Origin of the sequence: Actinomyces sp. HMSC075B09, assembly GCF_001812395.1 — a bacterium.
GTDB lineage: Bacteria > Actinomycetota > Actinomycetes > Actinomycetales > Actinomycetaceae > Gleimia > Gleimia europaea.
Genome location: NZ_KV808731.1, coordinates 447,993 through 460,828, shown reverse-complemented (window position 1 = coordinate 460,828; position 12,836 = coordinate 447,993). Strand labels below are relative to the sequence as shown.

The window sequence follows — 12,836 nt, the reverse complement described above, 5'->3', positions numbered from 1 at the left end:
GGGTTATCCTGCTAGTTCTAGCTGGCGCTGGATGGTGTTGATGAAGTAGTCGACGGGTTGGGCACCTGAGATTACCGCGTCATTGATGATGAAGAATGGCGTGCCGGTGATGCCGATTTTCATCATGGCATGGTCGGTTTCTTCTTTGACGGAGGCCGCAGTTTCGGGTGCTTTGTAGTCGGCTTCGAATTTGTCTAGGTCGGTAATACCAATGGTCTGGGCAATTTCGAGGATTTTTGCGTCGTCGTAGGTGGGGTGATTGCCGGCTCCGGCCATGTCGTAGGCGGTTTCGGTGTATTCCCAGAACTTGCCTTGGTTCGCGGCGGCTCGTGCGCCGTGTGCGGCTTTGTCGGACCCGTAGTTCGGGAAGATGGTGAGGTCGTGGAACTCGATGCGCAGTTTGCCTTCGTCAACGAGGGGTTTGAGCTGCGGGTAGACGTTGGTGAAGAAGACGGTGCACATGGGGCAGGAGAAGTCTTCGTAGGCCACCATAACGACGGGAGCATCCACTTTGCCCAATGCGCGCGGATCGCCGTCTTCGCGCCGCGGTTGGGCGCGAAGTAGTTCCAGAATTTCAGGCTTTTCTTGCGAGTTGGAGTATTGGGGGCGCTCATCCTGCGATTGCGCTGCTTCGGGTTCCGTCGCGGCCGTTGTCTGCTCGTTAGGTACTGGCTGTGCTTCTGGCGTGCTAACGCTTGCGCGACCAAGGAAGAACGAGATCACCATGGCGAGGATTATCGCGATGACGATCAGGATGTTCTTGAGAGTGGTGGTTGAAGTCTTTTCCATGTCTAAACACTCACATAACTTGCGTGGCTTGTCATCTTCGGCGGGGATTATTAGTTGTTTCGCGGATTGGTGTGCCCGCGTCACGGATTTGGGGGCTAGATGAGGTTGCGGCGCTGCAGGATGCGCAGGGCGATCCAGCCTAGTGGCGCCCTGGCGTAGAAGGTTACGAGGCGGTAGACGAGGGCAGTGGAGATGGCGATACCGGAGGGGATACCCGCGACGGTGAGGCCGGCCGTGAGTGCGGCTTCGACGGGGCCGATGCCGCCCGGTGCGGGGATGACGGAGCCGAGGGAGGTGGAGGCAAGGAATGTGATGGCCAGTGTGGTGACGTCAAGACTGTAGCCGAATGCGGCGAGGGATGCGCCGAATGCGGCGACGTAGGAGACGGTCATGACGAGGTTGCCGAGTACGCCGATTGCTAGACGTTTTGGCTGGCTGGCTACCCACACGAGGCGTTCCCAGATTTGGTTCCAGCTGGGCTGGATTTTCTCCCAGATCATGTTGCGCAGTTTGGGGATGACGAGGATGATCGCCACGATTGTGACTACTGTGCCTATCACGTAGACGAGGGTGCCGGATGGAATTTCAAGGGTTGTGGAGCGTCCGGTTACAAGGATGACGAGCAGTAGCGTGATGACGGTTGTGGCGAATTGGGTGAATTGGATGAGGGCAACCGTGGCTAGACCAACGGGTGTGGAGACGCCGCGTTTATTTAGGTAGCGCAGGTTGAGTGCAGCGGGTCCAATACCGGCGGGGGCAACGAGAGATACGACGGATGCACCAATTTGAACGAGTGTGGTTTCACGCAGGTGGAGTTTTTCAGGTACGAACCAGGACAGTGGCATGGCGGCACCCACGTAGGTGAGTAGGCCGAGGGCGAAGGCGCCAAGAATCCACCAGGGGTTGGCAGTTTGCACGGCCTCGTATACGGCTTCGAAGTTGAGGGATCCGAGGATGACCCACAGGGCGATGACGCCAATGATGGCGAGGATGACGGTTTTGAGTGAGAAACGAGTGAGCGGTGTTTCGGGCACCTGTTGGGGAGGAATCTCGCCAATCATGTTTTGTCGCAGTTCGGTCAGAAGGCCGGAGCGGCGTAGCTTCGCGCGCGTGGGGGCGGGCAGCGCAACTTTTTGAAGTACGGGCGCGGTGAGTTGCAGGGTGCGTTGGCCGAACACGCGGTTCGCGGAGGCGAGGGCCCGTTCAGGTGTGGTGATGAGGGCGAGGACGGTGAGCATTTGGGCAATGTCAATGTGGCGGTTGACGTTGGAGGTGGCAACTTGGCCTTCGTCCCAGCCGAGGATCCACGTGCGGTCGCCTTCATCTACGGCTAGTGAGGTGGCGGTGATGGAGCGGTGGGCGATACCGCGGTGGTGGGCTCGTTTTAGTTCGGTGTAGAAGCGGTCGAGGATTTGGTCGGTGATGCGTTCGGCGGGAAGTTCGGTTAGGGGGGTGGCGTCGAAGACGGGTTCTTGGACGGTGAATACGGAGCTGCCGGCGGAGGTGACGGCGATGGGCTTGGGCGTCATAACGCCGGCGTTGTGTGCGGAGATTTTGACGAGCAGGCCGCGTTCAGCTGTGGCTTGTAGGGATGGCGCGATCCATCGACTGAGGTTCTTCAGCCGGATGTTGCTCCACAGGTCGTGGATGAGGGAGGTGTATTCGGTGTCGGGGTCGAGCACGATGAGGTCGTATTGGGTGCCGGTTGTGTCCCAGCAGACGTAGTGGCGGTCGGATTCGGCGGCGAGGCTTTTCAGAGTGTTGAATTCGAGGGTGCCTAGGTCGTGTTCGGCGGCAGCTTCGGGGCTTTCGATGAGGGGAAGGTAGGCGGTGCTCCAGCTGTTTTGGTCGCCGGGTTTTTCGGTGACGATGGTGGTTTCAAGGGGGTGCTGCTCGGTGTCAAGGTCGGCGCGAACGATTCGCGTGGGCGTGATGCCGATTTGGAGGAGTCCGTCAACGAGGTCGGTGGGGCCGCCGCGTTCTTCGCGGTAGCCGAGGACGTAGCGTGAAAGTAGTCCGATGGCTCGCCCGATAAGGAGGGTGACAAGGGCGGAGGGAAGGGTGAGGGTGCCGCGGAGCACGTAGATGAATGCCATGGCGTAGAGGAATATCCACGTGTAGCGTACGGCTTTGGATTCGGAGGCTTCGGATGCGCTGGTGAGGAATGCGGCCAGGACGGCGATGAGCGTATCGAGGGCCAGGTATGTGCTGGTGATGCTGGTGATGGTTAGGGGGCCGGTGATTTCGGAGGGGAGGTGGGGGCCGGCGGAGATCAGCGCGGTCATGAGTAGCGCGGTGACGGTTGTGGTGATGATGGTTTCAACGATTTGACGCAGCCGTCCGCGGATGGCTAGTTGAACGATGATGAATATGGGGGCGGCCAGGACCACGACGGATTCGACGAGGGTGAGGGGCAGGAGCAGGATTTGGCGGAGTACACCGGATAGAGCGCTACGGACGTCTTCGGTGACGGCGATGGTAGTGGATTGAGCGAAGGCGCCGATGAAGATGATGAGCGCGATGGCAAGGAGTGCCAGGGTTGCGTCAATGAGGTCGCGGGTGCGACGTGCGCGAGTGCTGCGCCGGTCGGCAACGAGCACGGGGCCGCGTAGGCGCGATACGGGCGTGGGCTCGTAGCTTACTGGGGTTGCGCTCATGGTTACAGCTTACGTTGAGTTGGCCTGATAATGGTTTTTGGTGAACCTAACAACACTTGTGTTTTCTGTGGAGGCTTTGTTTGCGGGCACGGTTAGGCTGTTGTCGAACTGTTGTTAGGGGGATTCCTTGTCGCTTACTTTTGCTTTTGCTGATGCGATTTCGGATTTAGTTTTGCATGTGGTGCCGGGTGCGCCGTCTTGGTTGGAGACGGTGATTGAGTGGTTTAAGGATCCGGAGACGTTGCTGGTTGCGATGGGGCCGTGGGTTCTGGCTGGCGTCGCGCTGATTGTGTTTATTGAATCGGGCGTGTTGTTTCCAGTTTTGCCGGGCGATTCTCTTGTATTTTCCGCGGGTTTGTTGCATTCCCAGCTGGGATTGTCCCTGTTTGTGTTGGTGGCGACGATTACGGTTTGCGCGGTGGCTGGCTCGCAGGTGGGTTATTACATTGGTCATCACTGGGGTAGGCGCCTGTTTAAGGATGACGCGCGGGTGTTGAAAACCGAGTATCTGGTGCAGGCGGAGAACTTTTTTGTGCGCTACGGGGGACGCTCGTTGGTGATCGGCCGTTTTGTGCCGTTTGTGCGCACGTTCGTGCCGATTGCGGCAGGCATTGCGCGGTATAACCACATGCGGTTCACGCTGTGGAACCTGTTGGGCGCACTGCTGTGGGGTACGGGCCTCACGCTGGTGGGAGCGGCGCTGGGCGGCGTGGCGTTTATTCATGACAATTTGACGGTGATCATTTTCGTGATCATTTTCGTGTCGCTCTTGCCGATGGTGTTCGAGTACGTGTTACATCGGATTCGTAGTAAGAACGAGTTCGATGTGGCGGAGCAGATTGCCGAGGCTGTTGTTGGAGATGACGAGGAGCCTTCGTCCTCGCCTAGTTCTACCTCTACTTCTCTGCCTGATTCGGAATAAAACCGGCGTTAGGTTAGCGGATGTACTGGGTTTTGCAACTGCCAATTTTGGTGGCAATGTTGCTGGTTGTGGCGCTTCCAGGATGGATGTGGTTGCGCGTTTTTAGCTTCCGTTTTGCGGATCGACGAGTGGGCACACTGGTGCAACTTGCCGCCGCGCCGCTCCTGGCGTTTGGCCTGCTTGCGGTTTTGGCTAATCTGGCGCCCCATTTGGGTATCCGCTGGACGGCGGGCTTTGCGGTGACCGCGCTTATGGTGGTTGCGTCCGCTGGATTTGTAGTTGATTTGATTGTTCGTCGAGGACGCCGCGCGGTGGCTGCCGGGACTTCGCCTGCGAGGTGGGATTGGCCCCTGATTGGCGCTATCGCGGGTGCTGTCGCGATTGCGGCGCTACCGCTGCTGGTGTTTGCTGATCCGCGTAATCCACTGCAACAGTGGGATCCGTCGTTCCACTACAACGGCGTGTGGCAGATGGTGCATTCGGGTGACGGTTCGCTGTTTGGTTTGTCTCCTATGTTCTCCCTGATGGGTGAGGCGCGCACTTATTATCCGTCTATGTGGCACGCGTTTGCAGCTTTGTTTGCAACGCCTTCAACTGTTGTGCAGACGGTGAATACGTCTTCCTTGGCGCTTTTGGTTTGGTGGATTGTGGGGATGACGGCCCTGGCGCACTACCTGTGGGATAATCGCGTGGCAACCCTCACGGCGCCGGTGCTCGCGTCGCTTACTTTGAGTTTCCCAGCTGACTTCGTGTCAATGTACGCACAGTGGCCTAACGCGGTTTCAATGGCGCTACTGCCCGGCCTGTTGACGCTGGCGTGGGTGGTTGGAAACGCATGGGTGCGAACCCTGTTTTCTTCCAATCAGTGGCGCGCCACCACGATTTGGACCACGCTGTTCCTGCTCGCTGCGCTGGGTGCGGTTGCGATCCATCCGATTTCGTTCTTCAACGCGCTGGTGTTTGTGCTTGTTCCCTTGACGGCCGCGATGGTTCGCCTTATGCGGGGTGCGCGTAAGGCTAGTCGCCGCGGCCTGGCCGCATTTCTGGGTGTATCCATGGGCGGTGCCCTCTTGTTAACGGCTCTTGCGGTGTTTAATCCGCGGACGCTTGCAACGGCCACGTTCGAACGCCGGCGCTCACTGATAGACGCGCTGGTACGCCCGTTTATGCCGGTTCCGCCGTTCCCGTTGGCACCGGGTTTTGTACTTGCGATGGCAGTGTTTGCCGGGTTGTTGGTGCTTGGTTTGATGCGTGCGCGAAAGCTTTCGAAGTCCCGCTGGCTGATTGGCACGTGGGCGATGTTCGCGGTTCTTGTTTTCTTGGCGTACGCGCCAAACTTCGTCCTGCAGATATTGACCGGTCCGTGGTATTCAGATCCGCGCCGCTTGATGGGTGCAATGCAGGTTGTGATGGTGCTTTTGTTCACGCTGGGCGCTATGCGCTTTTCGGCGTGGTTGCGGCAAAAGAAGTCAATGCATAGGGCTCTTCCGGTGCTGCTGATAGTCGTATTGAGTGGCGTTGGCGCTATTGATTCGAGGTCGTTGGCAGTGCGTTCGGTTTATGACCCGCAGAATCTGGGCCCGGCAGGTATGGCGTCTAGTGAGCAGCTCGATTTGTTCCGTGAGGCCGGATCTGTGTTGCCCGGTGACGCGTTGGTGCTGGGTGATCCGTCGGTAGGAACGGTATATTTCCAGTCGCTTGGAGGCGTGCGCGTGGTGTTTCCGGGCTTGTCTAACGCGGATGTAGATGCGGACGTACGCGGTTTGCAGTGGAGTTTCAATCAGCTACACACAGATCCATCGGTGTGTGAAACTCTTAACCGGATTGGCGTAACCCACTTTTACGAGGGTGCGGACAGGCCGTACTATCGCACGCTGCGCTCCGAGGTTCGCCCGGGCTTTTACGGGGTGGATACGTCTCACGGTTTTGAAGTTGTGAAGAGTGTTGACGGGGGAACGCTGTACGAGCTGACGGCCTGCAGGTAGTTAAATTCTGCAAACCTCCGGCTAGACCGCCTGCAAACCTCCGGCTAGCCCTCGTGCAAGCCTATTTTTCCGCGCTGCGCAGTCTTAGTGAGTTGCTTACGACGATGACGGAAGAGGCAGCCATGGCGGCTCCTGCGATCATGGGGTTGAGGAGTCCGGCGATGGCTAGGGGAATGGCCGCAACATTGTAGGCAAACGCCCAAAACAGGTTCTGTTTGATTATGCGCAGGGTTTTGCGGGAGATTTTGATAGCGGTTGCAGCCGAGCGCAGGTCGGAGCCGGTAAGTGTGATGTCAGCTGCCTCGATTGCGACTTCGGTACCCGAACCCATGGCCATGCCGAGGCCTTGGACACCAGCTTGGGCAAGAGCGGCAGCATCGTTCACGCCGTCGCCAACCATTGCGACGTTATGTCCTTGAGCTTGAAGACGGGCCACTATGTCACGTTTTTCATCGGGCAGAACGTTCGCGTAAACCTGATCGATACCCACTTCTTGGGCAACCTGGTTGGCAGCATTTTCGTTGTCGCCGGTAAGTAGTGCAGGTTCGATGTTCAGCTCTCGCAGTTGCGAGATAGCCTCGGCAGACGTTTCTTTGACCTCGTCCGCAACAGCAATGACAGCGGTTGCAAATCCTTCACTGACGCGGGCTTCCTGCCAGCCCGTAGTGGTCACCGAGGTGTGTGTCGCCTCGCCTTCGCGCATTAGTGTGCGGCCCGTTAAAGAGGCGGTGTATCCGGCTTTTTCAATGGTTTCAATCAGTTGCTCATTGGTTATCGCCGCGTCGTCAAGAACAACGTGAGCTGCTTCGGTGGCCAGATTTACCTGCGCGCTAACTCCTGGAATTTTGCCGAGTTTGCGTTCCACTCGGTTCACGCATGACGCGCAGGTCATCCCTCCAACGCTAAGATCCACGGCCCATTTGTCGGCCCCAGAATCGTTAGCGTCCACCGCTACTACTTGGTGTTCTTCACCCAGAATCACATTGGCGAGGTCGGTGGTTGCAACTACCGAGACCGTGGCGCCGCCGCGCTGAGCGTCTGAAATAGCTTCCTGGACTCTCTCCAAGGAAAAGCCAACATCTTCGATCCACGCGGGGTTGCCCACAAACACGCGCTGGTTACCAACCGTTGCAGAGACGCCAGAGCCGGCATGGTTTACGAAACCTTCGGCTTCGGCGTCGGCCTCGAATGCGTCTGTAATTGCGGTGGCAACGGGGTGGGATGAACCGGATTCCACGCTCGCGGCCATGCGCAGGGCTTCGTCTGGCCCAAAATGGGACGTTACATGCATTTGCGCTTTGGTTACAGTTCCCGTTTTGTCCAAAACCATCATGTTGATTTCGCGCGTGGACTCAAGGATTTCGGGGCCTTTAATGACGATACCGAGCTGGGCGGCACGGCCGGATCCAACCAGTAGTGCGGTTGGGGTTGCCAGGCCAAGGGCGCACGGGCATGCGATAACGAGTACGGCTACGGCAGCGGTGACGGCCGGTTGTACGCCCGGTCCGAAGACCAGCCACCCGATTAGGGTCAGGATGGAGATCGCAATAACGACGGGTACAAATACTGCACTGACGCGGTCGGCGAGGCGTTGCACAGGGGCTTTGCCAGCTTGCGCTGCGGTAACCATTTGGCCGATGCGAGCCAGTGTGGTTTCTGCTCCAACACGCGTAGCGGTAATGGTCAGCTGGCCGTCAGTGTTGATCGTGGCACCGGTTACCGCATCGCCTGGGCCAACGTGAACGGGAATAGATTCGCCGGTAAGTAAAGAAGTGTCGAGGGCGGCGTGACCGGTGTCGATAGTGCCGTCAACGGGAATCTTCTCGCCGGGTTTAACCACAATCTTGTCGCCAACTTGGAGGGCGTCAACGGGTACAACCTCTATTCCTCCCTCTGGTTTAACGCGATTGGCGGATTTAGCGCCAAGTTCCAAGAGGGAACGCAAAGCATCTCCTGCGCGGTAGCGCGAGCGGGCTTCCGCGTAGCGACCGGCAAGTAGGAAGGTGACCACCATCGTGGCGGCCTCAAAATAGATTTCAGCGTGGTTAGTGGAGGCGTGGCGAGGCATGAAACTCATGTTCATGGTCATGCCAATGTGGCCTGCTCCGCCAAAGAATAGGGCCCAAAGAGACCAGAGCGTGGAGGCAATCACGCCCATGGATACCAGCGTGTCCATGGTCGAAGAGCCGTGTCTTGCCGCTCTGGCGGCCGCAACGTGGAAGGGCCACGCTGCCCACACCACGACGGGTGCGGACATTGCGGCTACCGCCCACTGCCAGCCGGGGAATTGGAGTGCGGGAACCATAGAAAGGGTCATCACAGGAGTCGCAAATACTGCGGCTACGATTAACCTCTTCTTTAGGTCTTTGGCGCGCTCACGGGTTGCTTCACCAACTTGTGGAGATCGGGCTGGCAGCGGGCTTGAGATCATCGGTTGATACCTGCGAGTTCGAATCCGGCCTCGGCAATAGCATCGCGTAGCTCATCGTCGCTGACAGTGTCGGTGGTGCTTACGTGCACCTTGGACGCTACGTCGGCGCTACCGGAAAGGTCTACGTTTACAGATTCGACGGCTCCGATTTCAGATAGCTCCTCGGTTACGGACATGACGCAGTGTCCACAGGTCATGCCTTTGACGTCAAGATCAATGTTCGTCATTTGCTTCTCCTAGATGTAATTTTGCGCGAATATTCGCCTAAAACGCGTGTTCCACGTTCAAGAGTAGCCCCCAAAGCCTGCAGTGTCGACAGGTAGAGTGGGGCGCTAAAGTGGTGTTCATAACCAGGTATTTTCGTCTCGGAAGGATGGTGTTATGGCCAGCAGGTCGCGGCTTTCTCGACTTCTCGCGCGCCGTGAAGCACTGCTTTCTGGGCGTTTTTGGCAGCGTTCGCCGATAGCGGAAGACGCGGATGTGACGCCGCGTAGGCACCGGCAGACGCCTAGGTATTACGGGGCGCGCAGGGTGCCCGAGACGATGTGGCTGGGTGACGCCCTAGATGTGTTGGGGCCACTGGTTGCACAGGTGGGGGCGCATTTTGCACTCTCAATGATTGCCGAGGCCGCCCCGCTACCTCCCGCGGCGAAGGCCATCATAAGAGAGTTCTCTGCTCGCCAGGGTGAGGAGTTGTTGGAGGACGCACAGCGCCGGTTCTTTGATAATCCGGGTTTGGACACGCTGGTGGTGCAGGCCTTTGCGCGGGCGTGGCGTGTGCCGGTAAAGGCTGGCAGAGGTTACCTGCGCGCGAAGATCGCACTTGGCTTGGATGGGGACGGCCGGGCGGCAAGAATGCTTCCGCTGGTGCCAAAGCGAGATTTTGAGGCGCTGATGGTTAGCTATCTGACCATTGGTACAGCTGTGGGCTGGTTCCGTGGGGGAACGGTAACAGCGAATTTGTGGTACCGAAACGGCGAGTTTTTGGATCTGCCCACGGGCACCCCTAACGTGCGTCCGCGCAGGTTGGAGGCGCCGCGAACGCTCACGGACATGGCGGCCGATATTGACGACATGTACTGGATTGAGGGCATGGGTCAGCCGGTGAAGATCACGAGTGTGGGCGAGGGGCAGCTTCGCAGGTGGTTGATTTCGCTTCCCGGAACGGACCACATGGACCCCGCGTCTACGCTGAATCCCGCGGATCCGGAGACGAATGTGCGCGAGGTTTTGGGCCTTACATCAGCAATGCAGTCGGGTGTGGTAGCGGCGCTTCGCCACGCGATGGCGTTGGAGGGAGTGAGTGAGCGCGACATGGTGCGCGAGCCGGTGGTGATAATGGGCCACTCGCAAGGCGGCATGGTGGCGCTTTCTTTGGCGGATAAGCATCCGCGAAAGGTGAACGTGCGCGCAGTGGTCACTTTGGGAACGCCGGGCCGTAGGCTTCGCGTGTCGCGCGATGTTGCGGCATTGACGTTGGAACATGACCAGGACGTAGTTCCCTCGCTTGATGGCCGCCCGCGTCGCCGGGTGGATGACCGCGTGGTTGTGGGCCGGCATTTGATTCGCCCCCGCACCGGCGCCCTCTTTTATGCGCATGCGTCGTCGACCTATACGGAAACGGTTCATTTGATGGAACGCCGTGCCAAGGTGTCGCCGCAATCGCGGATTGGACGAATGGTGGAGCGCATTGAACCATTTTTGCCGCGTGAGAGCGAGCCCTCCCGCGTGTATGTGTACGAGGTGGTTCAAGAGCTGCTGAGCGGTTCGGGTCCTGATTTAGAGGAGGCGATTGAGGTGTTTGCGGAAATGCCGGAGGGTGTTTATCCTCCCTCGCTGGTTGGTAGTGAGGTTAGTGATCGCCGGGTTACCACTTTGGTGCGGCCAGCGCTGGCACAATGGAAAGAGCGCAGAATGGGTAAAGGGAGGCGCGATGACTGATCCACGGCCGCTGTCTGGCATTGATAGGTGGCGCAGGGTTGTGCGCAGCATGGGTGAGAACTTGCCGGTGAACAAGTTTGAGGCTGGTGCGCGCCGCTCGCGCAGAATGCCAACTATTAGCAATCCGGTGCTTATTGGCGGCCTGGGGGTGGCGGCTGTAGGTGCGGGGGCTGCGGTGAAGTATTTGAAGCCGATGGCCGCGTCGAGGCAGGATCAGCAGCTGTTGAAGCTGTTGCACGCCAAGTTGGAGCGAGTGCCGGGGCTGGCAGATATTGGTGTGGAGACAAAGCAGTCGTTTGGTAAACCCCTGCTTGTACGCACGTCGGTTGAGCTCTTGCAGATGCCGGTTTCGCCAGCGGATTTGTTGGAGCGCGTGGCTCGCTACGTGTGGGATGGTGCGCCCAAGAGTCCGGTTGCGCTGCAGGTGACACTGTCGAGTCCGGGTGAGCAGTGGACTTTGAAGGACTTGGATTTCCCAGATGAGGTTGCGCGTCCCTACGAGCTGTATGAGCGGTTTGGAGCGCCGGCCGCGGATCCTACGTGGAAGCCGTGAGTTTTTCTAAGAAGCCGCAAACACGGCCAACCCGGTGTAGTCAGAATTGTTAGGAAGCGCGGACCCTTGCGGTGTCCGCGCCTCCTCGTTTAAGTGCGCTAGTCCACGTAGTTGATTACGTCTGCGGCGAGCCCAACGTAGGTTGCGGGGGTGAGCGCAAGCAGGCGTTCCTCGACGTCGCTGGGCATGTTCAGGCCCTTGATGAACTCACGCATTTGATCGCCGGTTACCCGGTTGCCACGAGTGAGCTCCTTAAGGCGCTCGTACGGATCTTCCATGCCGCTGGCTCCCGCGATGGACGCCGCGCGCATGGCCTGCTGAACGGCTTCGCCCAGCACCTCCCAGTTACCGTCAAGGTCGGCGGCCATCTTCTCAGCGTTAATGTCAATGCCGGCCAGGCCTCGTTGGAGATTATCGAGGGCAAGTAGGGAATGCCCGATGGCAACGCCAATGTTGCGCTGCGTGGTGGAGTCGGTGAGGTCGCGTTGCATACGCGAGGTCACCAGGGTGGCACCGAGGGTATCAAGGAGGGCACTGGAAATCTCCAGGTTCGCCTCGGCATTTTCAAAGCGAATGGGGTTCACCTTGTGCGGCATCGTGGAGGACCCGGTGGATCCTTGTGCCGCGAGGTTTTGGTGGAAGTAGTCCAGCGAAATGTAGGTCCACGCATCGGTTGCGAAGTTGTGCGCGATGCGGTTGTAGCGCGCAATGTCGGCGTACAGTTCGGCCTGCCAGTCGTGACTCTCAATCTGCGTGGTAACGGGGTTCCAGGTGAGCCCCAGGTGCTGCACGAATCCGCGCGAGATCTCAAACCAGTTGGCGCCCGGAACGGCCACAATGTGGGCACCAAAGGTGCCGGTGGCGCCGTTGATTTTACCCAGGTATTCGGTGTTTTCTACACGTTTGATTTGCCTGCCCAGGCGGTAGGCAAATACGGCGAGTTCTTTCCCGATTGTTGAGGGGGTGGCCGGCTGTCCGTGCGTGCGTGAAAGCATCGGTACGTCGGCGTTCTCGCGGGCACGGGTAAGTAGATCATCTTTGAGGCCGCGGGCGGCGGGTAGCCAAACGTTTTGGATGCCGGCTTGAATGACGAGGGCGTAGGCCAGGTTGTTGATGTCTTCGGAGGTGCAGAAGATGTGCACTACCTCGTGCAGGCTCGGCAGGCTGGTTTCGCCAAGTTCGGAAGGCGCGGCTTCGAGCCGGTTCTTGATGTAGTACTCGACGGCTTTGACGTCGTGTCGCGTGACGGCCTCAGTTTTAGCAAGTTCGGCGATGGTGCCCGAGTTGAAATCGCAGGTGAGTGCGCGCAGATAGTCGCGCTCGAGGTCGGTGAGGCTCGGCGCCCCGGGTAGGACGTTGTTGTCCAGCAGGTAGATGAGCCATTCCACCTCTACGTATACCCGCGCCCGGTTTAGGCCGGCTTCGGAGAAGTAGTTGGTAAGTGGTGCCACCGCGCCGCGGTAGCGTCCATCTAGTGCACCGAGTGCGACTGGGGGCTGCATTTGAGCCATGTCTTGCATTGTTTCGTTTGCATACGCCATGTCTTCATCGTGGCATA

The 12,836-nt window shown here is 58.7% G+C and carries 9 protein-coding genes; 4 read left to right on the top strand and 5 right to left on the bottom strand.

Annotation, left to right across the window (positions count from 1 at the left end; genetic code table 11):
• Positions 1-3: 3 nt before the first annotated feature.
• Both HMPREF2854_RS02945 and HMPREF2854_RS02940 read right to left on the bottom strand, forming a co-directional pair.
• Complete coding sequence (locus HMPREF2854_RS02945; protein WP_070618748.1) at positions 4-789, bottom strand: DsbA family protein; 786 nt, start codon at positions 787-789, stop codon at positions 4-6.
• Positions 790-884: 95 nt separating this feature from the next.
• Positions 885-3,446: a lysylphosphatidylglycerol synthase transmembrane domain-containing protein gene (locus tag HMPREF2854_RS02940; RefSeq protein ID WP_070618745.1), complete on the bottom strand. Its 2,562-nt coding sequence runs from the start codon at positions 3,444-3,446 to the stop codon at positions 885-887.
• Positions 3,447-3,573: 127 nt separating this feature from the next.
• Between HMPREF2854_RS02940 and HMPREF2854_RS02935 the strand changes: the two genes are divergently transcribed.
• Together HMPREF2854_RS02935 and HMPREF2854_RS02930 are read left to right on the top strand one after the other, a co-directional pair.
• Positions 3,574-4,368 (top strand): DedA family protein, encoded by a 795-nt coding sequence (locus tag HMPREF2854_RS02935; protein WP_070618742.1) that lies wholly within the window; start codon positions 3,574-3,576, stop codon positions 4,366-4,368.
• 20 nt (positions 4,369-4,388) lie between these two features.
• The gene (locus HMPREF2854_RS02930; RefSeq protein ID WP_070618739.1) at positions 4,389-6,353 is read left to right on the top strand and encodes a DUF6541 family protein; all 1,965 of its coding nucleotides are present in this window, start codon (positions 4,389-4,391) and stop codon (positions 6,351-6,353) included.
• A gap of 61 nt (positions 6,354-6,414) precedes the next feature.
• Here HMPREF2854_RS02930 and HMPREF2854_RS02925 read toward each other — a convergent pair whose 3' ends face one another.
• Positions 6,415-8,784 (bottom strand): heavy metal translocating P-type ATPase, encoded by a 2,370-nt coding sequence (locus HMPREF2854_RS02925; protein WP_070618736.1) that lies wholly within the window; start codon positions 8,782-8,784, stop codon positions 6,415-6,417.
• Entirely contained in the window at positions 8,781-9,011 is a 231-nt protein-coding gene (locus HMPREF2854_RS02920; RefSeq protein WP_070618733.1) for a heavy-metal-associated domain-containing protein, read from the bottom strand. Before HMPREF2854_RS02920 ends, HMPREF2854_RS02925 begins: the two co-directional genes overlap by 4 nt.
• Before the next feature lie 154 nt (positions 9,012-9,165).
• Between HMPREF2854_RS02920 and HMPREF2854_RS02915 the strand changes: the two genes are divergently transcribed.
• Both HMPREF2854_RS02915 and HMPREF2854_RS02910 read left to right on the top strand, forming a co-directional pair.
• The gene (locus HMPREF2854_RS02915) at positions 9,166-10,725 is read left to right on the top strand and encodes an alpha/beta fold hydrolase (RefSeq protein WP_148130878.1); all 1,560 of its coding nucleotides are present in this window, start codon (positions 9,166-9,168) and stop codon (positions 10,723-10,725) included.
• Positions 10,718-11,278: a hypothetical protein gene (locus HMPREF2854_RS02910; RefSeq protein WP_070618727.1), complete on the top strand. Its 561-nt coding sequence runs from the start codon at positions 10,718-10,720 to the stop codon at positions 11,276-11,278. Before HMPREF2854_RS02915 ends, HMPREF2854_RS02910 begins: the two co-directional genes overlap by 8 nt.
• A 98-nt stretch (positions 11,279-11,376) precedes the next feature.
• Here HMPREF2854_RS02910 and purB read toward each other — a convergent pair whose 3' ends face one another.
• A complete protein-coding gene (gene purB, locus HMPREF2854_RS02905; protein WP_070619540.1) occupies positions 11,377-12,798 on the bottom strand; it encodes an adenylosuccinate lyase in 1,422 nt (473 codons plus the stop codon).
• Positions 12,799-12,836 lie beyond the last annotated feature (38 nt).